At 71.0% G+C, this 26,931-nt stretch carries 22 protein-coding genes; 8 read left to right on the top strand and 14 right to left on the bottom strand.

Annotated features, from left to right (window positions below; genetic code table 11):
• Positions 1–9 precede the first annotated feature (9 nt).
• From H4W80_RS03580 to H4W80_RS03570, 3 genes are read left to right on the top strand one after another with little or no spacing between them, the layout of a single operon-like run.
• Positions 10–1,188: a thiolase family protein gene (locus H4W80_RS03580; RefSeq protein WP_192783748.1), complete on the top strand. Its 1,179-nt coding sequence runs from the start codon at positions 10–12 to the stop codon at positions 1,186–1,188.
• A complete protein-coding gene (locus H4W80_RS03575; RefSeq protein WP_192783747.1) occupies positions 1,185–1,916 on the top strand; it encodes an enoyl-CoA hydratase/isomerase family protein in 732 nt (243 codons plus the stop codon). The genes H4W80_RS03580 and H4W80_RS03575 overlap by 4 nt, the downstream gene beginning before the upstream one ends.
• Positions 1,913–2,734, top strand: a complete 822-nt coding sequence (locus tag H4W80_RS03570) for a 3-hydroxyacyl-CoA dehydrogenase family protein (protein WP_192783746.1) — start codon at positions 1,913–1,915, stop codon at positions 2,732–2,734. The genes H4W80_RS03575 and H4W80_RS03570 overlap by 4 nt, the downstream gene beginning before the upstream one ends.
• Before the next feature lie 88 nt (positions 2,735–2,822).
• Here the strand turns inward: H4W80_RS03570 and H4W80_RS03565 are convergent, their stop codons facing one another.
• On the bottom strand, positions 2,823–3,452 hold the full coding sequence (locus H4W80_RS03565; protein ID WP_192783745.1) for a TetR/AcrR family transcriptional regulator: 630 nt from the start codon (positions 3,450–3,452) through the stop codon (positions 2,823–2,825).
• A 361-nt stretch (positions 3,453–3,813) separates the two neighbouring features.
• On the opposite strand from H4W80_RS03565, the gene H4W80_RS03560 reads away from it, so the two are divergent.
• Complete coding sequence (locus H4W80_RS03560; protein ID WP_192783744.1) at positions 3,814–4,698, top strand: helix-turn-helix transcriptional regulator; 885 nt, start codon at positions 3,814–3,816, stop codon at positions 4,696–4,698.
• 54 nt (positions 4,699–4,752) lie between these two features.
• On the opposite strand, the gene H4W80_RS03555 is transcribed toward H4W80_RS03560, so the two are convergent.
• From H4W80_RS03555 to H4W80_RS03545, 3 genes are all read right to left on the bottom strand, one after another.
• A complete protein-coding gene (locus tag H4W80_RS03555; protein ID WP_192783743.1) occupies positions 4,753–5,898 on the bottom strand; it encodes an epoxide hydrolase family protein in 1,146 nt (381 codons plus the stop codon).
• A gap of 101 nt (positions 5,899–5,999) precedes the next feature.
• Positions 6,000–6,179: a hypothetical protein gene (locus H4W80_RS03550; RefSeq protein WP_192783742.1), complete on the bottom strand. Its 180-nt coding sequence runs from the start codon at positions 6,177–6,179 to the stop codon at positions 6,000–6,002.
• Between the two features lie 312 nt (positions 6,180–6,491).
• Positions 6,492–7,142, bottom strand: a complete 651-nt coding sequence (locus H4W80_RS03545; RefSeq protein WP_192783741.1) for a TetR/AcrR family transcriptional regulator — start codon at positions 7,140–7,142, stop codon at positions 6,492–6,494.
• A 104-nt stretch (positions 7,143–7,246) separates the two neighbouring features.
• Between H4W80_RS03545 and H4W80_RS03540 the strand changes: the two genes are divergently transcribed.
• Positions 7,247–7,456: a ferredoxin gene (locus H4W80_RS03540; protein WP_192783740.1), complete on the top strand. Its 210-nt coding sequence runs from the start codon at positions 7,247–7,249 to the stop codon at positions 7,454–7,456.
• The gene (locus H4W80_RS03535; protein ID WP_192783739.1) at positions 7,453–8,637 is read left to right on the top strand and encodes an NAD(P)/FAD-dependent oxidoreductase; all 1,185 of its coding nucleotides are present in this window, start codon (positions 7,453–7,455) and stop codon (positions 8,635–8,637) included. The genes H4W80_RS03540 and H4W80_RS03535 overlap by 4 nt, the downstream gene beginning before the upstream one ends.
• Before the next feature lie 105 nt (positions 8,638–8,742).
• Here H4W80_RS03535 and H4W80_RS03530 read toward each other — a convergent pair whose 3' ends face one another.
• The 4 genes from H4W80_RS03530 to H4W80_RS03515 form a co-directional block, all read right to left on the bottom strand.
• On the bottom strand, positions 8,743–9,558 hold the full coding sequence (locus tag H4W80_RS03530; protein ID WP_192783738.1) for an alpha/beta fold hydrolase: 816 nt from the start codon (positions 9,556–9,558) through the stop codon (positions 8,743–8,745).
• 140 nt (positions 9,559–9,698) lie between these two features.
• A complete protein-coding gene (locus H4W80_RS03525; protein WP_192783737.1) occupies positions 9,699–9,896 on the bottom strand; it encodes a hypothetical protein in 198 nt (65 codons plus the stop codon).
• 174 nt (positions 9,897–10,070) lie between these two features.
• Positions 10,071–10,745: a response regulator transcription factor gene (locus H4W80_RS03520; RefSeq protein WP_192783736.1), complete on the bottom strand. Its 675-nt coding sequence runs from the start codon at positions 10,743–10,745 to the stop codon at positions 10,071–10,073.
• Positions 10,738–12,489, bottom strand: a complete 1,752-nt coding sequence (locus H4W80_RS03515; protein ID WP_192783735.1) for a sensor histidine kinase — start codon at positions 12,487–12,489, stop codon at positions 10,738–10,740. The genes H4W80_RS03520 and H4W80_RS03515 overlap by 8 nt, the downstream gene beginning before the upstream one ends.
• A 134-nt stretch (positions 12,490–12,623) precedes the next feature.
• Here H4W80_RS03515 and H4W80_RS03510 point away from each other — a divergent pair, with 134 nt between their 5' ends.
• Positions 12,624–13,964, top strand: a complete 1,341-nt coding sequence (locus tag H4W80_RS03510) for a serine hydrolase (RefSeq protein WP_192783734.1) — start codon at positions 12,624–12,626, stop codon at positions 13,962–13,964.
• A gap of 15 nt (positions 13,965–13,979) precedes the next feature.
• Here the strand turns inward: H4W80_RS03510 and H4W80_RS03505 are convergent, their stop codons facing one another.
• On the bottom strand, positions 13,980–14,834 hold the full coding sequence (locus tag H4W80_RS03505; RefSeq protein WP_192783733.1) for an NAD(P)H-binding protein: 855 nt from the start codon (positions 14,832–14,834) through the stop codon (positions 13,980–13,982).
• Positions 14,835–14,918: 84 nt separating this feature from the next.
• On the opposite strand from H4W80_RS03505, the gene H4W80_RS03500 reads away from it, so the two are divergent.
• Positions 14,919–15,776: a helix-turn-helix transcriptional regulator gene (locus H4W80_RS03500; RefSeq protein ID WP_192783732.1), complete on the top strand. Its 858-nt coding sequence runs from the start codon at positions 14,919–14,921 to the stop codon at positions 15,774–15,776.
• Between the two features lie 6 nt (positions 15,777–15,782).
• On the opposite strand, the gene H4W80_RS03495 is transcribed toward H4W80_RS03500, so the two are convergent.
• The 5 genes from H4W80_RS03495 to H4W80_RS60155 all read right to left on the bottom strand — a co-directional run bounded on the left by H4W80_RS03495 (position 15,783) and on the right by H4W80_RS60155 (position 26,739).
• Entirely contained in the window at positions 15,783–19,043 is a 3,261-nt protein-coding gene (locus tag H4W80_RS03495; RefSeq protein ID WP_192783731.1) for a DUF2961 domain-containing protein, read from the bottom strand.
• Positions 19,044–19,054: 11 nt separating this feature from the next.
• Complete coding sequence (locus H4W80_RS03490) at positions 19,055–21,088, bottom strand: N-acetylmuramoyl-L-alanine amidase (protein ID WP_192783730.1); 2,034 nt, start codon at positions 21,086–21,088, stop codon at positions 19,055–19,057.
• Positions 21,089–21,102: 14 nt separating this feature from the next.
• Positions 21,103–22,575 (bottom strand): FG-GAP repeat domain-containing protein, encoded by a 1,473-nt coding sequence (locus H4W80_RS03485; RefSeq protein WP_192783729.1) that lies wholly within the window; start codon positions 22,573–22,575, stop codon positions 21,103–21,105.
• A 13-nt stretch (positions 22,576–22,588) separates the two neighbouring features.
• Complete coding sequence (locus H4W80_RS03480; RefSeq protein ID WP_318786682.1) at positions 22,589–24,061, bottom strand: FG-GAP-like repeat-containing protein; 1,473 nt, start codon at positions 24,059–24,061, stop codon at positions 22,589–22,591.
• Positions 24,062–24,138: 77 nt separating this feature from the next.
• A complete protein-coding gene (locus tag H4W80_RS60155) occupies positions 24,139–26,739 on the bottom strand; it encodes an FG-GAP-like repeat-containing protein (protein WP_225963217.1) in 2,601 nt (866 codons plus the stop codon).
• Between the last annotated feature and the right edge of the window lie 192 nt (positions 26,740–26,931).

The raw sequence follows: 26,931 nt of genomic DNA, 5'->3' as shown, positions 1-26,931 counted from the left end.
GCCCTTCTCATGCCCGAATCCTTCGTCGTCTCCGGCGCGCGGACGCCGATCGGCCGCTACGGCGGCGCGCTCGCCCACGTCCGGCCCGACGACCTGGCCGCCCTCGTCGTGGGCGAGGCCGTCGCCCGCGCCGGGATAGCCCCCGACCTCGTCGACGAGGTGGTGCTCGGCGCGGCAAACCAGGCCGGCGAGGACAACCGGAACGTCGCCAGGATGGCCCTCCTGCTGGCGGGCCTGCCGGACTCGGTGCCCGGGTTCACCGTCAACCGGCTCTGCGCCTCGGGGCTCACCGCGGTCGCGACCGCGCGCGCCCTGATCGCCGCCGGGGACGCCGACGTGGTGGTCGCGGGCGGGGCGGAGTCGATGACCCGGGCGCCGTGGGTGACCGAGAAGCCGGCCAAGGCGTTCGCGAAGCCGGGGCCGTCGTTCGACACCTCGATCGGCTGGCGGTTCACCAACCCCCGCTTCGACGCCGCGACGACCGCCTCCATGCCGCAGACGGCCGAGACCGTCGCGCGGCGCTGGGGGCTGGCCCGTGAGGAGCTGGACGCGTACGCGCTGCGCTCCCACGAACGGGCGGTCGCGGCGATCAAGGAGGGCCGCTTCGCCGGCGAGATCGTCCCGGTTCCCACGGCTGCGGGCGTCGTCGACACCGACGAGGGGCCGCGGCCGGACACGAGCCTGGAGCGGCTGGCGCGGCTGCGCCCCGTCAACGGCCCCGGCGGGGTCGTCACCGCGGGCAACTCCAGCTCGCTGAACGACGGCGCCGCGGCCGTCGTCGTGGTCGGCGACCGCTTCCTCGAACGGCACGGCCTGACGCCCCGGGCGCGGCTGGTGGCGGCGGCGAACGCCGGCGTGGCGCCGGAGATCATGGGCCTCGGCCCGGTCCCGGCGACCCGCAAGGCGCTCGAACGCGCCGGCTGGTCGGTCGGCGACCTGGACGCCGTGGAGCTGAACGAGGCGTTCGCCTCGCAGTCGCTCGCCTGCGTCCGCGATCTCGGGCTCGACCTCGACCGCGTCAACGCCGACGGCGGCGCGATCGCCCTCGGGCACCCGCTGGGCGCGTCCGGCGCCCGGATCCTGCTCACCCTGCTCGGGCGCCTCGAACGCTCCGGCGGCCGGCGCGGCCTGGCGACCATGTGCGTCGGCGTCGGCCAGGGCAGCGCCCTCCTGGTGGAGCGCCCATGACCAGCCTGATCGTCGAGGAGGGCGAGGACAGGGTGGTGTGGCGGCTCAACCGCCCCGAGGTGCGCAACGCGATCGACCGCGAGCTGGTCGCCAGGCTCCACGAGGCGTGCGCGGCCGTCGAGGAGGAGCCGCGCGTCGTCCTGCTCACCGGCGAGGGCTCGACGTTCGCGGCCGGGGCGGACATCGCCCAGCTGCGCGAACGCGACCTGTACGACGCGCTGCGCGGCATCAACTCCAAACTCTTCGAGCGCATCCACCGGCTGCCGATGCCGACCGTGGCCCTGCTCGACGGGTACGCCCTGGGCGGCGGGGCCGAGCTGGCCTACGCCTGCGACTTCCGGATCGGCACGCCGGCCACGCGGATCGGCAACCCGGAGACGGGCCTCGGCATCCTGGCGGCGGCCGGGGCGGCCTGGCGGCTGGCCGAGCTGGTCGGGGAGCCGCTGGCCAAGGAGATCCTGCTCGCGGGCCGGGTGCTCACGGCCGAGGAGGCGCACGCCGTACGGCTGCTCAACGAGGTCGTGGAGCCCGAGGAGCTGCTGGCGGCCGGGCACCGGCTGGCCGACCGGATCACCGCGCGGGCGCCGCTGGCGACCCGGCTGACCAAGGCGGTCTTCCACGCCCCGCGGGGCGCGCACCCGTTCGTGGACGATGTGGCCCAGGCGGTCCTGTTCGAGACGGAGGAGAAGCACATGCGCATGACGGCATTCCTGGAGCGGCGCTCATGAGCCTGCCACGGATGGTCGGCGTCTTCGGCGGCGGGCGGATGGGGTCCGGGATCGCGCAGGCGTTCCTGACCTCGGGCAGCCACGTGATCGTCGTGGAGGAGGGCCCGGAGGCGGCCGAGCGGGCCAGGGCCCGGGTGGGCGACGGCCTGGCCAAGGGCCACGCGGACCCGGAGGCCCTCGCGCGGCTGCGCACGACTTCCGACCCCGGCGAGCTGCGCCCGTGCGAGCTCGTCATCGAGGCGGTCCCGGAGGACGCGGCGCTCAAGGCCCAGGTGTTCGCCCTGGTCGAGAAGGCGGCGCCGGGCGCGGTGCTGGCCTCGAACACCAGCAGCCTGTCGATCGGCGCGCTGGCCGCCGGCCTGGCCGCACCGGAGCGCTTCCTCGGGCTGCACTTCTTCAACCCCGTCCCGGTGAGCGCGCTCATCGAGATCGTCACGGGGCCGCGTACCGATCCGGCGCTCGTGACGCTGGCCCAGGAGTGGGCGGCCGAGCTGGGCAAGACGCCGATCACGGTCGCGGACTCGCCGGGGTTCGCCAGCAGCCGGCTGGGCGTCTGCCTGGCGCTGGAGGCGATGCGGATGCTGGAGGAGGGCGTCGCGAGCGCGACCGACATCGACACGGCGATGACCCTCGGCTACCGGCACCCGATGGGACCCTTGCGCACCACCGACGTGGTGGGGCTGGACGTGCGGCTCGCGATCGCCGAGCATCTGGCGCGCGAGCTGGGGCCCCGGTTCGAGCCGCCGCGGATCCTGCGCGACCTGGTCGCGGCCGGACATCTCGGCCGCAAGACGGGCCAGGGCTTCTACACCTGGTGAGCCTTTCCAGCCCTTGGGGGTCAGGTTTCGTGCCGGCGTCCGGCCGTCGGAGGGCCAGGCTTCGTGACGGCGTCCGGCCCTCGGAGGGTCAGGCTTCGTGACGGGCCAGGCCGTCGAAGGCGATGGCGGTGATGGCGTCGGCGACCATCGCCCGGTCGTAGGCGCCGTCGGGCCGGTACCACTCGACCAGCGAGTTGACCATGCCGAACAGCAGCCGGCTGACCAGCGTCGCCGGCACGTCGTCGCGGAGCGCGCCCTCCTCGACGGCGTCGGTGACGAGCGCGGCGAGGCGGTCGTCGAGCCAGCGCCGCCGCTCCAGCGCCGCCAGCTCGACCTCGCTGTTGCCGCGCACCCGCAGCAGGAGCGTGACCGAGGGCTGGTGCGCCACCAGCACCTCGACGCTGCGGCGCAGCACCTCGCGCAGCCGTCCGTACGCGCTCGTCCCCCCGGCCCGGTCTTTGGAGGCCTCGGTCACGACGGCGGTCAGCTCGTCGAGCGCGTCGTCCAACGCCTGGCCGAGCAGCTGCTCCTTGCTGGTGACGTGGTGGTAGATGGCCGGCTTGGTCAGGCCCAGCTCCTTGGCCAGGTCGCCCATGCTCGTGGCGTCGTACCCCTTGCGGTTGAACAGCTCCACCGCGGCGCGCAGGACCGCGGCCTGGTCATGACCGGGACGGCCACGCCCGCGGCGCGGGGACGGTTCGGCAGGCTGAGTCGTCACGAATGCAGCATCTCACGACGGATCAGGCACCCGGATCGGCCGTGCGACGTAACCGGGCGCCGGCCACTCGCCGCAGCGCGATTTTAACCGCGACCAACCCAAAAAGCGTTTTATTTAGAAATACCTCAAAGCGTCCTTGCAGCGTCGAGATCCATCGTTAATCTGCTGAACCCGCAGGCAGCAGACGCGGGAATGAAATGGATACGCGAACGCCGGAATTCATGCCACCATGTCGCCGAGCCCAGTGGCCACCGGCAGAACGTGCAAGGGAATCAGCGCCATGAAAGAGTCGAAGTCCCAATACCCGTCGGCGAATCACCCGGTTGTCACAGCACATGTCGACCAGCTGCGAGACCTACTGGTGCAGCATTTCCCGCCCTACTACCTCGAGATCGTCAAGCCCGACCCGCGCGGTGCCCGATACCAGCTCCTCCACAAGGGAAAGATCGCTCTGCACACCGCGTCATACGGTGCGGAGATTCGCGTCGGAACGTCGGAGTCGTTCAACTTCTACGCGATCATGATGCCGTTGCAGGGAAGCGGCGGGGTGATGCTCAACGGGCGGGACGTCACCGCGCCGATCTCCCTCATCGGCCCCAAGCAGAAGATCGACATGCGCTGGAGCATCGATCACGAGGTTCTGATGATGCAGGTTCCGCTGGGGGCCATGGAGGAGGCGCTCGAGGCCTACCTTGGCGATCCTCCCAAGGAGGGGCTGCGGTTCGACCCCGGGGTGGACGCCGCCGGCGCGCTCGGCCACGCGCTCACCATGCTGGCCTCGACCGGTATGTTGCCCTTCGCGGCCACGAAACTGGCCGAGCATCACTTCGAGCAGTTTCTCCTGCACACCTTGCTCTCCTCCCAGCCGCACAACCACTCGGACGCGCTACGCGAGTCCGCCGCCCCCTGGACCCCTGCCGCCCTCCGGCGAGCCGGCCGCTACTGCGAAGACCACGCCGGCGAGCCGATCCACCTTGCCGACATCGCCGCCGCGGCCAGAGTCAGCATCCGCACCCTCCAGCTCGGCTTCCGCGAACATCTGCAGACCACCCCGATGGCCTACCTCCGTTCGGTACGGCTGGCTCACGCGCACGCCGATCTGCTCCGTATCGCGGACACGGGCAGCCGGACGACCGTCACGGAGGTGGCCCTGCGATGGGGGTTCACCCATCTCGGCCGTTTCGCCGCCCTGTACAGGCAGACGTACGGCCGCCTTCCGTCCAGCACCCGGCAAGGACGCCAGTGAGCGCGGGAGCCCCACCACCGGGCATCGAGCCGACCTGCCCGGCGGTGTGAACGGTCAGCGCAGCGAGCGGAAGAACTCGCGCACGTCGGCGACGAACGGGCCGGGCTGCTCCAGGGCCAGGAAGTGCCCGCCGCGCTCGAACTCGGTCCAGTGCACGACGGCGTGATCGCGTTCCGCGAAGCGGCGGATGGCGACGTCCTGGGTGAGGGAGACCGCCACGCCGGTGGGCACGGTCCTGGGTTCGCGGGGCGCCCAGGCCGAGGGATCGTGGTGGGCCTCGTAGTAGAGGTGGGCCGAAGAGGCGCCGGTCTGCGTGAACCAGTAGATGCTGACATCGGTGAGGAGGGCGTCGCGGTCGACGGCGTCTTCGGGCAGGTCGGCGGCGCTGTCGGTCCACTCCTTGAACTTCTCGACGATCCAGGCGAGCTGGCCGGCCGGGGAGTCGTTCAGGCCGTGCCCCAGGGTCTGCGGGCGGGTGCCCTGGATCTTGTCGTAGCCGCTCTGCTCCTGCTGCCAGTGCTCCAGCCGCCCCAGCCGCTCCTGTTCGGACGCGGTCAGGCCGTCCATCTCGCCCTCGGCCCCGATCGGGAAGGTGACCAGGGCGTTGACGTGCACGCCGAGGACGCCCTCGCAATCCTGGCGGCCCATCTCCGGGGCGACGAAGGCGCCGACGTCGCCGCCCTGCACGCCGTAGCGGGTGTAGCCGAGCCGGTGCATCAGCTCGGTGAAGGCGGCGGCGATGCGGCCGTGCGTCCAGCCCGCGTCGCGCAGCGGAACGGAGAAGCCGAACCCGGGCAAAGAGGGAATCACCAGGTGGAAGGCGTCGGCAGGGTCGCCGCCGTAGGAGCGCGGGTCGGTCAGGGGGCCGATGACGTCCAGGAACTCGGCGAAAGAGCCGGGCCAGCCGTGGACGAGCATCAGCGGGGTGGCCCCGGCCTCGGGAGAGCGAATGTGGGCGAAGTGGATGGTCTGCCCGTCGATGTCGGTGGTGAACTGGGGCACGTCGTTCAGCCTGGCCTCGTGCTTGCGCCAGTCGTAGTCGTCGGCCCAGTAGGCGGCGAGCTGCCGCAGGTAGCCGGTCGGGACGCCACGGCTCCAGTCCTGGCCACCGATCTCGCCGCTCCATCGGGTACGGGCAAGCCGGTCTCTCAAGTCGTCCAGCTCGTCCTGCGGGATGTCAATGCGGAACGGGTTGATCATCGAAACGTTCCTTCCGGCAATGAAATAGATATGGGTTGTCGCGGTTCACCGCCCGTCCCGGAGGACGGGCTGACGTGCTGACTTCGTCGGGAAGCACGCGTTCAGGGAGCCGGGGTCTCGCCCGTGATGCGGACGCTGTCGCTCTCGTCACCCGTGACCGTCCTCGGGACGGCGCCGTTGCCCGATTCCGAGCCGGCGGCCACGGCCGGCGACACGGCGACCAGGACGCCTCCCGCCGCCAAGGCAAGCGCTGCGGCCAGGCCAACCAGGACACGATTCATGTTGGGTTTCCTTTCACAGGGGGCCGGAGATGCCGACGCCTTCCGGCCATGTGAACCTATGGGCGTCGCACGAGGTCCCGCTATCCACATAGCGCTCACGCCGATTCGTTCACCGGATACCCCCCTGCCGGGTCACCAGGTGACGGGGACCTCGAACACGCCGTAAACCAGCCCGTTGCGCTTGAACGGGACCCCGGTCCAGCTCGGTGGCCAGTTTCAAGGTGGGGACGCGCCGGTAGAGGGTGCCGTAAACAACCTGCCGGCGACATAGGAGTCGGTCCTTTCCTTGGGTCTTTCCTTCGCGGCAGGCGGTCACGGGCGAGGCGTCACCGGGGCCTGCCACAGTCCGGCGATCGCGTCGATCAGGCTGGTGGCGAGGTCGTCCCAGCTCGGATGGAGGGTGGAGGCGCCCTCGGCGAGGGCGCGCTCCCGCTCGACGCACATGTGCACGATCACGTGACGCGCCATGGCCCAGCGCTCCTCCCGCACGGTGGCCGGCAGGTCGCTCACGCACCGGTTCAGACCGTCCACGAGCAGCCGCAGCGAGGGCGACGGCAGGAATTCCTCGACCGTGATCTGGTAGAGCGCCGGATCGGCCATCACCTGCGCGCGGAACCGGGCGTACCAGGTGGGGCTGCCCTGCGCCTCCAGGTGCCGGGTGAACGGGCGCACCAGGCAGGCCACCCAGTCGCGTACGTCCACCGAGCCCGCGGCCTCGGCGACCATCCACGCCCGCAGCTGCTCCATCTCGTCGGCGTGCCTGCGCGCGATCGCGCGGACCAGGTCGGCCTTCGCGCCGAAGTGGTAGCCCACCGCGGCGCTGTTGCCCTGCCCCGCGGCCTCGCTGATCTGGCGGTTGGACACCGCCTGCACCCCGTACTCGGCGAACAGCCGCTCCGCGGTGGCCAGGATCAACTCCCGCGTCGCGCTCCCCCGCTCGGGCCGCGCGGCCCTGCCCGCCATCGCCCTCTCCTCCCCGTAGGGAACCTCACACTCACTCAACTCAATCATGTGATTTAATTTAAATCAAGCGACTGATTTAACCCGCGGGGAAGGAAGACGAAACCGTGAAGATCACCATTGATCAGGACAAATGCTGCGGCGCCGGCACGTGCGTGCTCGTCGCGCCGGACGTGTTCGACCAGCGAGACGACGACGGGATCGTCATCCTGCTCAACGAGCGGCCGCCCGCGGAGCTCCACCCGGCCGTCCGCGAGGCCGCCGACGTCTGCCCCGGAGCGGCGATCTCCGTGGGCTCCGTGGGCGAGGACGCATGACCACCCCGGACCACGTGCTCGTGGCCGGCGCCTCCGCCGCCGGCCTGGCCACCGTGGAAGCCCTGCGCCGCAAGGGGTACGCGGGCCGGGTGACCGTCCTGGGCGCCGAACCCCACCCGCCCTACGACCGGCCCCCGCTGTCCAAGCAGATCCTGTCCGGCGGCTGGGAGCCCGAGCGAGCCCGGCTGCGACCCCCGGCCGCCCTGTCCGCGTTGAACGCGGAGTTCCTGCTCGGCGACCCGGCGACCGGGCTGGACGTCCCGTCCCGTACCGTGCGCACGGCGTCGGGACGCGTGCTGAGCGCGGACGCGGTGGTGGTCGCCACCGGGCTGCGCCCCCGCACGCTGCCGGGCCAGGCCGGACTGGCCGGCGTCCACGTGCTGCGCACGCTCGACGACGCGCTCGCGCTGCGAGAAGACCTGCTGTCCTGCACGCGCCTGGTGGTCGTCGGGGACGGCGTGCTCGGCGCCGAGATCGCCGCCACCGCGTGCGGCATGGGCGTAAACGTCACCCTGGCCGGCCCTCAACCGGCGCCGCTGGCCTGCCAGCTCGGCCAACCGGCCGCGGGACTGCTCGCCGACCTGCACACCGAGCGCGGGGTCGAGCTGCGGCTCGGCGCCGCGGCCGGCGGCCTGACCGAACGGCACGGCCGCGTCACCGGGGTACGCCTGGAGACCGGCGACGTGCTGCCGGCCGACGTCGTCGTGGTGGCCTTCGGCGCCGCCCCGGTCACGGACTGGCTCGCCACCAGCGGGCTCGACCTGGACAACGGGGTGGTGTGCGACTCCCGCTGCCGCGCGGCGGAAGGCGTCTACGCGGTCGGCGACGTGGCCCGCTGGCACCACGAGACGCTGGGCAGGTCGCTCCGGCTGGAGAACCGGACCAACGCCACCGAACAGGCGATCGCCGTCGCCGGCAACATCCTCGGCGACGACCGCCCCTACACCCCGATCCCCTACTTCTGGACCGACCAGTTCGACGCCAAGATCCACGTACACGGGATGCCGTCCCCGGACGCCGAGGTCTCCATCGCGGAGGGCTCCGTGGCCGAGCGCCGCTTCGTCGCCGTCTACCGCCACGACGGCCGGGTCACCGGCGTACTCGGCTGGAACATGCCCAAACAGGCCCGCCTGCACCGGCAGGAGCTGGCCGCGACTTCCCTGCTCGCGGGATCGGCCTGACCGGCGCCGTTCGTTCTTCGTCGCCTGCGGTCACTTGGAGAGATCGACGTGGCCGCGGCCTCCCGTCCCGGCGCCTTTACATTGTAGATTCACACGGCCGGCGCCTCAGCCGGCCGTGAGCCAGGCGCGGATCTCGTCCATGAGCGGGACGGGAGCGTCGTGGTGGACCAGGTGACCGGCGGCCTCGATCAGCGACAGCTCCGCGCCGGGGATCAGGCCCTGCAGCCGCCGGCCGATCTCGGTGGGGATCCACGCGTCGCAGGTGCCCCACAGGATCCGCACGGGAATGCCGACGCGGCCCAGCGCCTCCTCGTTCTCTTCGAGGAAGCCCTCGTCGTAGTGGGCGATCTGCCGGTAGAAGGCCGGCTGGCCCTCCTCCCCCGTCCACGGCCGCACGAGGGCGTCGAGATCGTCGTCGCGCAGGCCGCGATGGCTCGCGCCCTGAATGTAGGCCCGCACGATGGCGGTGTGGATGTAGGCCGGCAACTGCCCCAGGACGTCAGGATGGTCCTGCACGAACTTGAAGAAGGGCGAGCCGCTGGGCGGGATGGCCACGACGTCGACGAGCATGAGCGAGGCGTAGTCCACGCCCAGGATCAGGTGGGTGCGCAGGGACACGGCACCGCCGAAGTCGTGGGCGACCACGTGCGGCCGCTCCAGCCCCCAGTGCGCGAGCAGCGCCGCGAACGCCTCGGCCTGCGCGCCGAAGTCCACGGGATGCTCGGCATGCTTGGACGACAGGCCATAGCCGGGCATGTCCCACAGGTAGACGGTGAAGTCGCGGCTCAGGGCGTCGGCGAACGGCTGCCACAACGCCGACGAGAACGGCGTGCCATGACAGAACACCACGGCCGGACCAGTGCCGGCGCGGCCCCAGGCGATCTGCCTCCCACGCCACTCGAATCGCTCCGTCAACTCCATGACTACCCATGGTAGTGAGCCGTGCTCCGAGTCACAGGTCGGGCGTGTAGACCAGATCCACCCAGTCCCGGTTGGCCTTCGCGGAGAACGTCGCCAGCACCCGCGTGATGGCCCAGAAGTCGACGCCTCCATCGACAGGCTCACTCCTGGTCCCAGAAGTCGGCAGCCAGGTATCGGCCGTCCGGGGTCCACTGGAAGACCGCGTTCCCTTCGACACCGCGGGTGGTGACGGCCTTCGAGGCACCGGTGGCGGGGTCCACGATCACGAACCCGACGGTGGTGATCAGGCGGCGCGATGCGACGACGACACCTCCTTGCTGGAGGCGGTCACCCGCCACGGGCCGTCTCGTTCGTGCAGCACGACGCCGGCGGCGGGCACGTTCACGTCGTGGTCGCCGAGCGGCCGGGGGCGGCGGCGGGCGCGGCGGTGACCGCGACCAGGAGCAGGGTCGCCGACAGCGCGCCGGGTAACGGCAGGGAGTGGATCATCGTGGCAGCACAGTCGCCCGCGCCTATCGATCGGGGCCGAGGTAGGCGAGGACCGCCGCCACCCTCCGGTGCACGTCCCCGCTGTTCTCCAGCCCCAGTTTCGTGAAAATGGCGTTGACGTTCTTCTCCACCGACGAGATCGACAGATGAAGCGCCCTGGCGATGGCCGAGTTGGAGCGGCCGCGCGCCATCTCCCGGAGCACGTCGCGTTCGCGTCCGGTCAGCGCCTCCGGCCGGCCGCGGACGTCGCGCCTGGCCAGCAGGCCCTCCACGACCTTCGGGTCGATGACGGAGCCGCCGCAGGCCACCGCCCTGATGGCCCCCAGCAGCTCGTCCAGGTCTCCGACCCGATCCTTGAGCAGGTAGGCGTAGCCTTCGGTGCCGTGCTTGAACAGCTCGAACGCGAACAACGCGTCCGCGAACTGCGACAGCACCACGACCCCCACCCCTGGATGCGCGGCCCTGATGCGGTGGGCGGCGTCGATGCCCTCGAAGCCGGGCCGCCAGTCGCCGCCCGGCATCCGGATGTCGGTGACCACGACGTCGGGGCCGAGGCGGCGGACGGCGTCGAGGAGCTCGTCGGCGTTGCCGACCGCGCCGACGACCGTGATCTCGCCCGACATGTCGAGCAGTTGCCGGGTGCCCTCGCGTACGAGGTAGTGGTCGTCGGCGACCACCGTACGGATCCGCTCACCCATCGACCGGCACCCACGCCTTCACCAGTGTCCCCTTTCCCGGCGAGCTGTCGAGGTCGAGCCCGCCGCCGAGCGCGTCCAGCCGGTCGGACAGCGTGGCCAGCCCCCTGCGGGCGGTGGCCCCAGGGTCGAAACCCTTGCCGTCGTCGGCGACCGTGGCGCGCAGGCGGCCGCCCGCGTGCGACAGGCCCACCTCTATGGTGGCGGCACCCGCGTGTTTGAGCGCGTTGGCGACGGCCTCGTTGACGGTGAAGTACATCGCGCCCTCGACCTCGTCCGCGAACCGCCTGGTTCGCAGCCCGGGGTCCGAGGTCACCGTCGTGTGAACGGGCAGGCGGGAGCAGCGTTCCTCCACCGCCTCCACCAGGCCGCCCTGTCCGAGGGCCGACGGGTGGATGCCGGCCGCCAGCTCGCGCAGGTCGGCGAGCGTCTGGCGGGCCTGTTCGCGCAGGTGGGCGAGCATGTCGGGGCTCGCGCCGGTGGAGCGGGCCAGCTCCAGACCGGCGATGAGGGCGACGAGCTGCTGCTGAACGCCGTCGTGGATGTTGCGTTCGATGCGCCGGCGTTCCGCCTCCTGGGCGTTGACCAGGCGGGCGGCCAGGCCGGCGCTCTGGATGGCCAGCCCGGCCGGCACGGCCAGCGCCTCCAGGAGCCGCCGGTCCACGCGCGTCAGCCCGCCCACGCCTCGGGGGCCGCACTCGATCCGGCCGAGCCCTCCGTGCACCGGCACCGTCAGCGTCGCGGGGCCCTCCTGCCGACCGGCGACCACGCGGGTGCCGTCCGCCAGAGTCACGGCCGCCCAGGTGGCCTCCAACGCGGTGCGTACGGCCGCGGCCACCCGGCCGAGCTGCTCCGCGGGCTCGGGCGCGCCCTCCAGCGCGGTGCCGAGGTCGGACAGCACCTCGTCCACCGTCGGCCGCACATCGAAGATCAGGTGCAGGCGGGAGCCCCGGATGCCGATCCCGATGTCGAGCAGCCGGTGGCGGACCACGGTGACCCCGATCGCGACGGGCAGCGCCCCCGTCATGGCCACCGTCCCGAGCAGCGCGAGCATCGGCACCCTCGTGAGGAACGCCATCTGGGCGACGCCACCCAGCAGGCTCACGGCCACGCCCCCGACCATCCAGGCGTACTGCCGGCGCTCGACCCGCGCGCTGCGCCCCAGGCGGAGCACGAGCCCGCAGAACCCGAGCGTCGCCATGATCCACGTGACGAGCTGGCCGGCGGCCGACGACAGGAGGCCGACCAGGGTGAGCGTCGACTCCAGGATCCGCGTCGGCCCGCGCGCGACGCCGCCGCTCAGCGTGTTCCCCACGGCATGCAGGGCGATCGCGATACCGGAGATCCACGCGAACGCGCGCCAGCGCCGCGAGGGCAGCCGTCCTTCGGGGAAGAGCAGGGGGACGAAGATCCAGTTCAGGCCGTAGAAGAGAGCGAGGACGGAGGAGAGCGGGGCGGACAGCCAGAGCGGCACCGCGCCCGTGATCGACAACCCCGAGCCGGTCAGACCGACGCCCAGGAAGAGCGCGCAGAGCAGGAGCAGCCAGCCGTACCGCAGCTCCGGACGCCGGGTGGCCAGCAACCAGCCCAGCGCGGGCATGAGCAGCGCTACCACCATGAACACCCATTCGGTCACGGGGAGGGGGACGCCGCGGCTTGCCGTGATGCGGCTCGTGATGATCACGTTCGCCACGATGCCGGCGGCCGCGCCCGTCGCCAGTACCCCGGCCACCAGCCTCGAACCCATAAGCCCCCATCGTCGCGAGTGATCGGCGAGAGGGCTATGAGGTTATCCGCATATTTCGTACGGCCATCCCCACCAGCCGGAACGGGGGCTCCCATGGTGGCCCGCCATGACCCCGCCGCGATTGCCTGAGCACCATGAGAAACAACAAACCCGTCCGCTTTCTGACGGCGGCAGCCGTCGCGGCCACGATGACGGCGGTCTGCGCGGGTCAGACCGCGCCCGTGCAGGCCACCGCCGTCGCCGCGCCCGAGATCCCCGACACGCCCGCGGGCAGGCAGTTGCGCTGGCTGCTTGACGCCGCCCAGCGCCCGCCGATCCCGGAGAGCGAGCTGAGGCAGCACTTCGCCGCCGAGTTCCTCCAGAACGTCCCCGCCGACCGGCTGAACCAGACCCTGACCGCCTTCAAGGGCATGCGGTTCCAGGAGCTCACCAGGTCGGAGAGCGCCCTGCTCGTCGCCACGGTCGAGGCGGCCGGCGTCCTGTTCGACCTGTCGCTCACGACGGACGGCGCCGGCCTCGTCAGCGGACTGCTGTTCCGCCCCCACGCCGCCCCCGCGCCCAAGGACTGGGCGGAGCTGGACCAGCGATTGAGCCGGCTCGCGCCGCGGGCCGGCTTCATCGCCGCCGAGGTGACCGGGGACGGGGCCTGCCGCCCCGTGCACTCCGTCGCCCCTGGTACGGCGCGCCCGCTCGGCTCCATGTTCAAGCTCTACGTGCTGGGGGCCGTGGCCGAGCGGATCGCGAGCGGGGCGTTCGGATGGGACACCAAGCTCGCGATCACGCCGGAGCTGAAGAGCCTGGGGTCGGGCGAGCTGCAGAACCGCCCGGACGGCAGCAAGGTGTCGGTGCTGGAGGCCGCCACGCTGATGATCTCCATCAGCGACAACACCGCCGCCGACCTGCTCATCCACCGGGCCGGCCGCAAGAACGTCGAGCGTACCGCGCGGGCCTGGGGCGCCCGCGACCGGCGCGACAGGCCCTGGCTCACCACGCGGGAGATGTTCGTGCTCAAGGGCGCCGGCTATCCGCGGCACGCCAGGAAGTACCTGTCGCTGGGAACGGCCGGGAAGCGGGCCTATCTGGACAGGGTGGTCGCCAAGGTCCCGCTGTCCCGCGTCGCCGGGTGGACCGCGCCGCGCGAGCTGGACACGCTCGAGTGGTACGCCTCCCCCGCCCAGGTGTGCCAGGCCTTCGCCCGGCTGTCGAAGCTGACCGACAATCACGTCGGCGAGGCCCTGTCGATCAGCGACGCGGGCCTCGCGCTGGACAGGTCCCAGTGGCCGTCGGTCTGGTTCAAGGGCGGGTCGGAGCCCGGGGTGAGCGACCTGGGTTACCTCGCCAGGGCGGCGGACGGGAGGTCGTTCGTGGTGACGACCCTGGCGATCGATCCGAAGACCCCGTTCGACCAGGCGCGGACGCAGTCGGAGCAGCTGGGGCTGACCCGTGGCGCGTTCACGCTGGTCAAGGGCTCCTGACGGCCCCGGCCACGATCACGAGGACTCGTCGCGGAAGACCGAGGCGTGGTCGCGCGCCCACTCGCCGTACGTGCGGGCGGGCCGGCCGGTGACCTTCTCGACCGTGTCCGTGGGGGGCATGGGCCGGTCGACAGCGGCGGCGGACTCCTTGATCACCACGTCGGCGACCTGGGGCGTCGTCCAGGCGCTCAGCTCCGCACGGTACTCGTCCAGATCCTGGACGGCGAAGCGGACCGGACGGCCGACGGCCTCCCCGATCAGCTCGGCCTGGCGTCGGCGGCTGACCAGCTCCGGCCCGGTCAGCGGGTAGGTCGCGCCTTCGTGTCCCGGCTCGGTCAGGGCGAGGGCGGCGACCGCCGCGATGTCCGCCTCGTGCACGGGGGCCGAGCGCGAGTCCGGGAACGGGTCGCGGACCACCCCCTCGGCCCGGACCGACGGCGCCCACTGGAGCGTGTTGGTGGCGAAGGCGCCCGGGCGCAGGAACGTCCAGGCGATTCCCGAGCGGGCCACGGCCTGCTCGGCGTCGCCGTGCATGCGGCCGATCGCGTCGGTGGAGGCGGGGTCGGCGAGCAGCGCGGACAGCAGGACGATGTGCTCCACCCCGGCGCTCGCGGCGCGGGTGACGAAGTCGTCCAGGCCGCGTCGCTCGGCGTACAGGAAGACCCGGGTGACGCCGGCGAGCGCGGCGTCGAACGTGTCCGGCTCGGCGAGGTCGCAGAGCACCGTTTCCACCCCGGCGGGCAGGCGGGCCGCGCCCGGGTTCCGGCCGGCCGCGCGGACGGCCGGAACCCGGGCTCGGCCCGCGGCGAGAAGTCGCTGTACGAGGCTGCGCGCGACGTGCCCGCGCGCCCCGGTCACCAGAATCGTCATGCCACCAGGCTGGCCGCGCGGCCGAGGCAGCGGGTAGGCCCCCGTGGGCCTGGGACTCGTGATACCAGGCCATGATGGAAGACGATGAACAAGGACGAGCTGGGCAGTTTTCTGCGGAGCAGGCGCGAGCGGGTCAGGCCGGAAGAGGCGGGGCTGGCGCCCGGCCGCCGGCGCCAGACGCCGGGGCTGCGCCGCGAGGAGGTCGCGCTGCTGGCCGGGATCTCGGTCGACTACTACATCCGGCTGGAGCAGGGCCGCGGGCCGCAGCCGTCCGCGCAGGTGCTCGCCGCGCTGAGCCGCACGCTGCGGCTGACCGGCGACGAGCACGACTATCTGCTGCGGATAGGTGGCCAGGCCCCGGTCCGGACCGGCTCCGCGGCGGAGGTTCCCGAGCACGCGCGGCGCCTGCTGGATCGCCTCGAGGAGTTTCCCGCCGTGATCGTCAACGTCTGCTGGGACCTGCTCGCGTGGAACCGGATGCTGGTCGCGCTCATCGGCGACCCGGCGGCCAGGCCGCCCCGCCGGCGCAACACGCTGCGCTGGCTGTTCGGCGGCGCTCCCGCCCTGCTGAGTGATCACGCCGACCATGCCCGCCAGGCCGTCGCCGACCTGCGGGCCAGCGGCCGCTACCCGGACGATCCCGACGTACGGCAGATCGTGGACGAGCTGACGGCGGCCAGCCCGCTGTTCGCCGAGCTGTGGGCGGCGCAGGACATCGAAGTGCAGCGGACCGTGACGAAGCGAGCCATGCACCCGCTGGTGGGCGTGATGGAGCTCGATTGCGACGTCCTGCCCCTGCCCGGCGGGGATCATCGCATCGTCCTCTACACCGCCGCCCCGGGCACGCCCTCACACCGCGCGCTCCAGCGCCTGCGGGCACTCAGCGACAGTCGTTCGATGGGCCCGCTCCCGGAGGGACGGGAGCGGGCCCGGGTGCCGTGAGGCCGGTCAGCGGATCTGGCTCGGTTGCGGCCACTCCGTGCCGGCGGCGAAGTGGTCGTGCCACTTCACCGGCGCAGGCTGGAAGCGGCCGGTCTCCGAGGTGGCCACGAACACGTCCGCGGCGTCGCCCCGCGTGAAGGCGATCACGTCGGCCCTGCCGTCGGCGTTGACGTCGCCGACGCCCGGCACCTGGTCGCCGCCCGCGAAGTTGTCGTGCCACTTCCAGGCGTTCTCCACGAACCTCCCGCCGTCCGACAGCGACACGAAGACGTCGGCCGCCGGACCGCCGGTGAAGGTCGCGATGTCGTCGCGCCCGTCGCCGTTGAAGTCGCCGACGGCGGGGGTCTCGGAGCCGACCGCGAAGTTGCCGTGCCAGCGCCACCCGTCGTGCCGGAAGACGCTGCCGCTGGACAGCGCCACGAACACGTCGGCGGAGGTGCCCCGGGTGAAGGCCGCGACGTCGTCCCGGCCGTCGCCGTCGAAGTCGCCCACGGCCGGGAGCTCGTCGCCGATCACGAAGCGGTCGTGCCACTTGCGCGACGGCCCGAACCCGGACCCGGTCGACAGGGCCACCCAGACATCGCCCGAGTCGCCCCGGGTGAAGGTCGCGATGTCGTCGCGCCCGTCGCCGTCGAAGTCGCCCACGGCGGGGATCTCCGTGCCGGCGGCGAAGTAGTCGTGCCACTTCCAGCCGTTCTGCACGAGTTTCGTCCCGTCGGACAGCGACACGAAGACGTCGGCGGCGCTCCCCCGGGTGAACGTCACCGCGTCGTCGCGGCCGTCGCCGTCGAAGTCACCCGTCAGGGCGATCTGCTGGCCGACGGCGAACGAGTCATGCCACTTCCACCCGTCCTGCACGAACCTCGTCCCGTCGGAGAGCGAGGCGTACACGTCGCCGGTGCTCCCCCGGGTGAAGGTCAGCACGTCGTCCCGCCCGTCCTTGTCGAGATCGGTGCGGGTGGGCGTGCCGGTGCGGCCGGAGACGACCGGCCCGGCGGCGGCCGTGCGGCCTGACAGGTCCACCGCCTCCACCCGGTAGTACCAGGTCGCGCCGGCGGCCAGCGGGCCGTGGGTGAAGCCGGGCGCGCGGGTGGTGCCGAGCAGCGTGTTCTGCGCGGACGGCGAGGTGGAGCCGTACACGCGGTATTCGCGGATGCCGAGGTCGTCGTCCGGCTCGCGCCACGTGAGGTGCAGGGCGTGCCTGTCGCCGCCGGCCAGGGACGGCCCTTCGGCCGCCGTGGGCGCCCGGTCGTCGGCGTGCTGCGCCGGGACGAGGCTGTCGGCGGCGTACCGGGCGGCGGTCCATGGGGGCGCGCCGGCGGTGGGGCGCAGCTCGACCCTGATGGCGGACTTGCCCGCGGTCGCGCCGGCCGGCAGCGCGAACGTGTCCGCCAGCCAGCGCTGGGTGCCGTTGCCGAGCGGCTGCCGCCACTCGCCCACGTCCACCCCGTCCACCAGGACCCGGGCCGCCTGGCCGGCGGCAGCCTGGTCGGAGGTGCGCCGCAGCAGCACGCCCGCGTTGGCGGCGTCCACGCCGAGCTGGAACGACACGGGGCTCGACGTGGACCGCGTCACCCCTCGCACGGTCTGGTGGTCCTCGTCCCCCTCGTACACCGAGGCGAGCGTGGCCTGGGTGGCGGCCCCGCTCTCCCGGTAGTCGTGCGCGGCCCTGCCGGCCGCGTCGCCGACGTCGAGGACGGCGGTGCGATGCGTGCCGAAGGTGGGCTGCGTGTAGAGGAACGCGGTGGAGCCGTACGTGGCGGGCTTGTCGTTCTGCGGGCCGTGCTCGATGCCGAACCTGAGCGCGGAGGAGAACTCCACGCCGTCGGAGAGCATGAGCCGGTACGCGGCGTCGCACTCGTACGGGCAGCCGCCGCCGGCCTTCTCGTGCGCGGGGTTGCCGGCCAGCGGATCGTTGAACTCCCCGCGGTTGAAGTACCAGCCGGACTCGTAGAAGTCCTCGGTCCCGGTGCCGTGGAGCTGCGGCGTCAGGGCGCCGTCCACGTATGCGCGCTCGTCGCCCTCCAGGTACTCCCGCGTGAGACCTTCGGAGATGAGCCCGTTCATGGTGTGCGAGACGCCGACGAACTTGCCCCGTCCCGTGCGGTCGGAGAACAGCCAGTCGGAGTCGCGTACGGCCGGGCCGCGCCGCGACTCGGTGGTGAAGTAGCCGGCCTGGCCGCCGGGCGCGAGCGCGTCCGCCCAGGAGGCGTCGGCCGCGGAGGTGACCTGCACCTCCAGGTCGTCCAGCGTGCGCCCGGTGCCGTTGACCAGGCTGACCCTGGCCTCGGACCGGTACGGCATCGGCCACCACGTGGTGTACCAGCCGCCGCCCGCGGTGTCCACGGCGAACAGCAGCGACTTGACCGGGTACTCGCCCAGCCCGGCGCCGAAGAACTCGCCGACCGGAGAGTCGACGGTGGTACGGCCGTCGAAGTCGAGCCGCAGCCGCAGCCCGGCCAGGGTGTCGTCGGTGGCCGACGCGTCCGGGACCCGCACCCGCAGCGCGGAGATCGCGCCGGAGCCGGTCACCCGGGCGAACTCGCGCTGCTGCCCCGCCGTCAGGCTCGCCTTCTGGGTGACGGTCTGCGCGCCGGGCCGGGCCGGCTTGGGGTCGCGGGTGCCGGACGCCTTCAGCAGGCCGACGACGTCGGAGGCGTTCTCGGCGGGGTCGAAGCGCCGCACCCCTTCCGCGTCGGGGAAGTGCCGGTAGGTGACGTGGTAGAAGAGCGGGTTGTGCTGCGTGTACACCCGCATGGACTGGCGGTACGGCATCGGCACCTTGATGTGGACGCCGCCCGAGCTCTGGTCGGCGTTGGCCACCAGCGGGAAGACGAACGGCCCGCCGACCTGCCCGTTGACCAGGCTCTGCAGCGGCGCGCTGACGACGACGGCGCCGTCGAGCTCGATGGTGATCGTGCCAGTGGCCGACACGTCACCGCCGTCCCTGGTGAACCAGATCGAGGAGATCTCGCCGGCGCCGGTGTCCTCGGCGATCACGCACTGGCTTCCCGAGGTGCGCAGGCAGGAGTACACGCCGCCGAACCCGTCCTGGAAGTTGGCGCCGGCCCGGTCGAAGCTGGAGAACTGCCGGGTCTGGGTGCCGGGGCTCAGGTACGGGAGCCGGTCGAGGCGCCGGAAGACGTCCCAGCCGATCGGCCCCTTGTCGGCCCCCGCCGCCGCGACAGCGGGCTGCGCCGTCACAGCGACGGGGGCGGCCACGAGAAGCAGGCTCGTCGCCAGCGCGGCGAGCAGCTTTCGCATCATCCGCGTGCCTTTCACAGGGTGGTTTCGCCGTTGAGGCCGAAGAAGTCGTGCCATTTGACCCCGGCGCCGAAGGCCGATGTTCCGTTCGACAGGCCGACGAAGACGTCGTTCGTGGCGCCCTTGGTGAAGGTGACGATGTCGTCCCTGCCGTCGCCGTCGAAATCACCGGTGTAGGGGAACTCGCCGTTCGGAGCGAACCAGTCGTTCCACTTCACGCCCGGACCGAAGCCCTGACCATCCGAAATCGCGACCCACACATCACCGAGATTGTTGTTGGTGAACGTGACGATGTCGTCCTTGCCGTCACCGTTGACGTCCGCGACCCGCGGCTGCTCACCCGCGAGCGCGAAATTGTCGTGCACCTTCACCTCGGCGTTGAAACCCGTCCCGGTGGACGTCGCCACGTACACGTCATTCGTCGAACCCTGAGTGAAGACGATCAGGTCGTCCTTGCCATCGCCGTTGACATCACCCACCGCCGGGAACTCACCGTTCAAGGCGAACCAGTCATGCCATTTCACTCCGGCGCCGAATCCATGGTCGTTGGACAGCGCCACGTACACGTCGTTGGCCGTGCCACGGGTGAACGTGACGATGTCGTCCTTGCCGTCGCCGTCGAAATCGCCGACCGCCGGCACCTCACCACTCGGCGCGAAGAAGTCGTGCCACTTGGCCGCCGCCCCGAAGCTGTTCCCGGTGGACGGCGACACGTAGACGTCGGCGTTCGCCCCTTGGGTGAAGGTGATGATGTCGTCCTTGCCGTCGCCGGTGAAGTCGCCGGTCAGCGGCACCTCGCCGTTCAGCGCGAAGTAGTCGTGCCACTTGACCGACGTGCCGTCGAAGGCGGTGCCGGTCGACTTCGCCACGTAGACGTCGGCGTTCGCGCCGTGCGTGAAGGTCACGATATCGTCCTTGCCGTCACCGTCGAAGTCCGCCGGAGAGCCGCCCAGGAGCGGGCCGCCGCCACCGTTGACGAGGGACATGTAGTAGTCCCAGTTCCAGTGCGGGCCCGGGTCGGTGTGGTCGTTGCCGGGCAGTTCGTTGTGGCCGACGATGTTCGCGCGGGTGCGCGGGATGCCCCACTTGTCGGCCAGGTAGCGGGTCAGGGCGGCCGAGGATCGGTACATCGCGTCGGTGAACCACGAGGGGTTGTCCACGAAGCCCTCGTGTTCGATGCCCAGGGCCTCGGCGTTCGCGGACCGTGCGTGGTAGGCGGTGTCGGTGTCGCGGACCATCTGCGTGACGTCGCCGTCGGACGAGCGGATCACGTAGTGGGCGCTGACCTGCGCGGACGGGTTCTGGAACCAGCTGATCGTGCCGGCGTACGAGCCCTGGGTGACGTGGATGACGACCTTGCGGATGGGGCTGGAGCGGCCGGGCGAGTAGTTGTTGCCGTTGGCGGGCACCCAGTGCGCGGGCGGGTAGTCGGTGCTCAGGACGCCGGCCTGGGGCTCGCCGGTGGTGGCCGCCAAGGGCTTGACCTTCTCGTACGTGCCGCGCTCCGGCCGCACCTCGCGCGGCCGGACGACGACCTCGGCCTTGATGCCCTGGGCGAGCAGGCCGTAGACGGTGTCGGCGTACAGGCGGGCCACCCGGTCATCGGCGGCGCCGCTGTAGCGTGCGACGGCCGGGTACCAGGCGTTGACGTCCTTGCGCTTGGAGGCGTCGAGCCCCGCGCGGTCGGCGAGGGCACGCAGGACCGCCGCGCCGCCGCGGATGTTGGCCGCGGTGTCGCTCTTCAGGTCGGTCTCGGACTCGCCGGTGAGCTCGGCGGCCTGTTCGAGGGTCTTGTGCTGCGGATTGCTCGCCAGGTGCATGACGCCGTAGCCGTTGTCGCTGCTGGGTGCGCCGTCGTGGCCGTCGAGGTGCGTCTCACCGTAGCCGACCGCCACGAGCAGGTCCTTGGGGACCTGATATTCCGCTGTCGCGTCGGCGAACGCCTTGTCCAGCCCGTCCGGCTCGGCGGCGACGGCGGGCCTGGCGGTGAGCAGCAGCCCGCCGACGGCCGCGCATAACGCGGTCTTACGCACATGCTTCCACTGCATTGTTCCGGCTCCTTCTAGAGGGTGGTTTCGCCGTTGAGGCCGAAGAAGTCGTGCCATTTGACCCCGGCGCCGAAGGCCGTGGTGCCGTTCGACAGGCCGACGAAGACGTCGTTCGTGGCGCCCTTGGTGAAGGTGACGATGTCGCCCTTGCCATCGCCGTCGAAATCACCGGTGTAGGGGAACTCGCCGTTCGGAGCGAACCAGTCGTTCCACTTCACGCCCGGACCGAAGCCCTGACCATCCGAAATCGCGACCCACACATCACCGAGATTGTTGTTGGTGAACGTGACGATGTCGTCCTTACCGTCACCGTTGACGTCCGCGACCCGCGGCTGCTCACCCGCGAGCGCGAAATTGTCGTGCACCTTCACCGCGGCGTTGAAACCCGTCCCGGTGGACGTCGCCACGTACACGTCATTCGTCGAACCCTGCGTGAAGACGATGATGTCGTCCTTGCCATCGCCGTTGACATCACCCACCGCCGGGAACTCGCCGTTCAGGCCGAAGAAGTCATGCCATTTCTGGCCGGCGCCGAACCCGTTCCCGCTGGACAGGGCCACGAAGACGTCCTGTGTCGTCCCGCGGGCGAAGGTCGCGATGTCGTCCTTCCCATCGCCGTCGAAGTCGCCGACCGCCGCGATCTCGCCGCCGGGCGCGAAGAAGTCATGCCATTTCGCGGCAGGGCCGAAGCCCGTGCCGGTGGACGGCGCCACGTACACGTCGGCGCTGGAGCCGTGCGCGAACGTGACGACGTCGTCCTTGCCGTCACCGGTGAAATCGCCGGTGTAGGTGGTCTCGCCGCCCAGCCCGAAGAAGTCGTGCCACTTCACCGACGTCCCGCTGAAAGCGGTGCCGCTCGAGGTGGAGACGTACACGTCGGCCGAGGCGTTCTTGGTGAACGTGACGATGTCGTCCTTGCCGTCGCCGTCGAAGTCCGCCGGCGAGGCCGCCTGCATGCCGTGCATCCAGGCGGCCTCGTTCAGGAGCGAGCGGGCCTTGGCCTCGGACTGGTCGTAGCGGTCGGGGAAGGCGGAGCGCTGGACGCTCTGGGCGAGCTGGCCCGGGGTGTAGCCGGGGTTGGCCGCGTCGTTCCTGATGGCCCGGGTGAAGAACGAGTTGGCGGCGAAGCTGACGTCGAGGATCTGTTCAGGGGTGCCCCAGCCCTGGCTCGGGCGCTGCTGGAAGACGCCGAGGGAGTCCTTGTCGCCGCAGTTGAGGTTGTTCATGTGGGACTCGACCCAGCCGGTCTCGAACGCCGCGAGCATCACCTTGTCGTTGGCGTTGAGGCTGCGGCCGACCCGGTACACGGCGGTCGTCACCCACTGGTCGTGGCCGGCGGGGACGGACGGGCAGGCGAGGAGGAGTTCGGCGTTGGAGCGGTGCTTGCCGGGGTCGGGGGCCGCCTGGGCGGGCATGGCCGAGGCCGCGGCGATCGCCAGCGCGCCCGCGGTGACGGATAACGCGCGGCCGATTCGGGACTTGCGCATGATGTCTCCTGGATCAGAGGGTGGTTTCGCCGTCGAGGCCGAAGAAGTCGTGCCACTTGACGCCGGCGCCGAAGGCCGATGTTCCGTTCGACAGGCCGACGAAGACGTCGTTCGTGGCGCCCTTGGTGAACGTGACGATGTCGTCCCTGCCATCGCCGTCGAAATCACCGGTGTAGGGGAACTCGCCGTTCGGAGCGAACCAGTCGTTCCACTTCACGCCCGGGCCGAAGCCCCGGCCGTCGGAAACGGCGACCCACACATCACCGAGGCCGTTGTTGGTGAACGTGACGATGTCGTCCTTGCCATCGCCGTTGACGTCCGCGACCCGCGGCTGCTCACCCGCGAGCGCGAAATTGTCGTGCACCTTGGCGGCGGGGCCGAAGCCGGTCCCGGTGGACAGCGCCACGTACACGTCATTCGTCGAACCCTGGGTGAAGACGATCAGGTCGTCCTTGCCGTCGCCGTCGACATCGCCGACGGCCGGGAACTCGCCGTTGAGCGCGAACCAGTCGTGCCATTTCACGCCCGCGCCGAAACCGGTCCCGGTCGACAGCGCCACGTACACGTCGTTGGCCGTGCCACGGGTGAACGTGGCGATATCGTCCTTGCCGTCACCGTCGAAGTCGCCGACCGCGGGAATCTCCCCGCTCGGCGCGAAGAAGTCGTGCCATTTCGCGGCGGCGCCGAAGCCCGTGCCGGTGGACGGCGCCACGTACACATCGGCGCTGGATCCCTGGGTGAACGTGACGATGTCGTCCTTGCCGTCGCCGGTGAAATCCCCGGTCAGCGGGACCTCGCCGCTCAGCGCGAAGTAGTCGTGCCATTTCACCGACGTCCCGTCGAAGGCGGTGCCGGTCGACTTCGCCACGTAGACGTCGGCGTTCGCGCCGTGCGTGAAGGTCACGATGTCGTCCTTGCCGTCACCGTCGAAGTCCGCCGGAGAGCCGCCCAGGAGCGGGCCGCCGCCACCGCAGTTGCCGCTGGTGTGCTTGGCCGCGGCTTCGCTGTAGCGGAGAGCCACGCCGTCGATGACGATCGGCTGGTTGCCGCCGTCGGCCTCCTGCTCGTAGTGCAGGTGCGGGCCGGTGGAGTTGCCGGTGCTGCCGACCTTGCCGAGTTCGGCGCCGTAGTCCACCCACCGGCCCCTGGCGGCCGTGATCCGGTCCAGGTGCGCGACGAGGCTCGTCCAGCTGCCGCCGTGGTCGACGCGGACGTAGTTGCCGTAGCCGGGGTGGCCGGTGACCGTCTCGATCACCGTGCCGGGCGCCGAGGCCAGGGCGGGGGTGCCGAGGTCGCCGGAGCCGGCGATGTTGAAGTCGATGGCGTTGGCGACCTCGCCGGAGTGGTGGTAGTAGTCCCGCACCTGGCCGCACGGCCACGGGGCGCGGAAGTCGGGGCGGGGCCCGGCCGCGGCGGCCGGGGCGGGCGGGATGAGGAGGACGCCGGCCGACAGGGCCGTCACCGATAACAGGATCCTGCTTCTCACGTGGTTCTCTCCTGTCTGGAGGCGTGACGCGGCAGCGCGGCGCGAGGGGTTGCCGTGCCGCGCGGAGGATTACCGGGTCAGAGAGTCGTCTCGCCGGGCAGGCCGAAGAAGTCGTGCCACTTGCCGCCGCCGGCGAAGGAGGTGCCGGTCGACAGGCTCACGCGCACGTCGGCGGACGGCGTGTGGGTGAAGGAGACGATGTCGTCCTTGCCGTCGCCGTCGTAGTCGCCGGCGTACGGGAACTCACCTGCCGGCGCGAAGTCGTCGTGCCATTTCGTGGCGGCCTTGAATCCGGCGCCGTCCGACAGGGCCACGGTGACGTCGGCGGCGGGGTCGTTGGTGAAGGCGGCGATGTCGTCCTTGCCGTCGCCGTCGAAGTCGCCCACGCGGGGCTGGTCCGCGCCGGGTGCGAAACTGTCGGCCACCTTGGTCGCGGGGCCGAAGCCGTGGCCGGTGGACATGGCCACGTACACGTCCGCCGTGGAGCCCTGGGTGAAGACGATGATGTCGTCCTTGCCGTCGCCGTTGACGTCGCCGACGGCCGGGAACTCTCCGTTCAGGCCGAAGAAGTCATGCCATTTCTGGCCTGCGCCGAAGCCTGTGCCGCTGGACAACGCCACGTAGACGTCCGCGTCGGCGCCGCGGGTGAAGGTGGCGATGTCGTCCTTGCCGTCGCCGTCGAAATCGCCCACCGCCGGGATCTCACCACTCGGGGCGAACCATTCCTGCCATTTCACGCCCGGCCCGAAGCCGTTGCCGGTGGACGGCGCCACGTACACGTCGCCGGTGGTCCCTTGGGTGAAGGTGACGATGTCGGCTTTCCCGTCGCCGGTGAAATCGCCGGTGTAGGGGATCTCACCGTTCGGGGCGAAGAAGTCGTGCCACTTGGTGGACGCCCCGAAGCCCGTGCCGGTCGAGGCGGCGGCCCACACGTCCGCGCTCGTCCCGTGGGTGAAGGCCACGATGTCGTCCTTGCCGTCACCGGTGAAGTCCGCCGGCGAGCCGCCGAACATGGTCCCGCTGGTGCCCGTGTAGTACACCTCCAGTTCGGCGATGGAGGTGAAGGTGCGGGTGCCGCCCGGGGCGCCGATGACGCGCACGCCGTCGCCGCCCACCGGGTTGAAGCCCAGCTCGTAGGTGCGGTTCGGGCCCGCCGTGTTGTCGTACGGGTAGTCAGGCGTGATGCGCAGTCCGGTGACGTTCACCCATTCGTGGTTCCTGCGGACCTGCACCCGCAGGTCGCCCGCGAACCAGCCGCCGTCGCCGAAGATCTGCCCGCTGGTGAAGGCGACCTTGTTCATCAGGTATTCGCGCGGCCAGGTGTAACCCCACCAGCTCGCGCCCTTGCGCTCGTCGTTCCAGTCGTCCTCGCTCCGCGCCTTGTCGCCGTCGTTGTAGAAGCCGACGTTGCCGAAATGCGCCACCCGCTCGACGCCGGTCGTGCCCGGCTCGCGGGCCAGGTTCCTGGCGCCGTCGGGCGTGTTGGCCGGGGTGGTGTCCACGTGCGGTTCCAGGCGCATCTTGCGCAGCGAGAACGTGTACGCCCAGTGCTGCCCTTCCGGGAAGCCGCCGCCGCACGGGCAGACGTTCGACTGCAGCCACATCGACTTGCCGTCGGCGCTGATGTACTTGGACGGGATCGTGGTGGCGTAGCCGCCGTGCTTGGTCGTGGTCCACGGGTAGCCGCCGAAGTCCTTGCCGGAGAAGTGCTTCCACGGGCCCCACGGCGTGGGCGACTCGTAGAACTCGAAGGTGTACTCCGTCCAGGACGTGTAGAGGTAGCGGTTGAGCGGCTTGTTGTACACCACGCCGCCCTGGCTGAGCACGGTCAGGTTCTTCGCCCGGTTGGCGGTGTAGACGTCCTGGTAGATGCGCCGGTCATCGTGCATGACCGCGACCCGCCGGCCGATGTCCGCGGACCAGGTGGGCGTGCCGGAGGCGGTGAAGCCGCTGACGAACTCCCAGGCCGACCGGTTCTGCACCTGGTCCTTGGGCACCCGGGCCAGCCACAGGTCCACCGGGTCGGGCACCCGGTTCGCGAAGGAGTCGCGCCAGTTGTGGTCGAGGCCGTAGGCGTAGACGTAGCCGTCGGGGGCGTTGCCGTACGCCTTGCCGTAGTCCAGGAACATGATCGTGGTGAACACCCCGTTGCCGAACATCGGCCCCGACCGGTCCCACGTCCACGTCCTGCCGTGGTCGGTCGACTTCGCGATCGTCGCCGCCGGGGCGTCGTCGAAGTCGAACGCCAGGTCCTGCACGGCCAGGTAGAGCGTGCCGCCCACGCAGGCCATACCGGTGGGCTTGCGCGTGTGGTTCGCCGTCCACACCTGGCCGACGTTGTCGCCGATCGGCAGCTGCGCGCCGGTCAGATTGCCGGGCATGCCCGAGATGCGGGCCACGCCGATGTCGCTGTACGCGCCCGCGAACCCGATGCCGTCACCGTAGGCGGTGTAGACGTTGTCGTCGTCGGACCAGCAGTTCGGCCAGAGGTCGCCGTGGTTGCGGTTGTCGCCCGCGGCGGGCGCGCCGACCGTCGCGGCGGAGTCGATCCGCACGGTCGAGAAGAACGGGCTGGGCGGCGGCGAGGCGGCGGCCGTGGCCGCCGGGACGGCCGCGATGGTCATCATGAGCAGCGTGGCCAGGCTCGCACCCAAGCATCGTCGAACGATCGAGAACATGACTTCTCCTGGCGGTGCGGGCCTCCTGCGCGCGTGGCAGGCAGGAGGCCGTGAAGTGGGGGTGAAGGGAGAAGAGAGCTGAGTAATCGATTTCTGGATGAACGTATAATCGCGACCTGACAGCCGTCAAGCCCTGATTTGTCAGGATTTCTGTCGAGCATTTGCCCAGGTAAATCAGCACATTTCAATTTT

The sequence above is a fragment of the Nonomuraea angiospora genome (genome assembly GCF_014873145.1).
Taxonomy (GTDB): domain Bacteria; phylum Actinomycetota; class Actinomycetes; order Streptosporangiales; family Streptosporangiaceae; genus Nonomuraea; species Nonomuraea angiospora.
The sequence above is the reverse complement of the archived record's forward strand: the minus strand, read 5'-3'. Positions and strand labels throughout refer to the sequence as shown.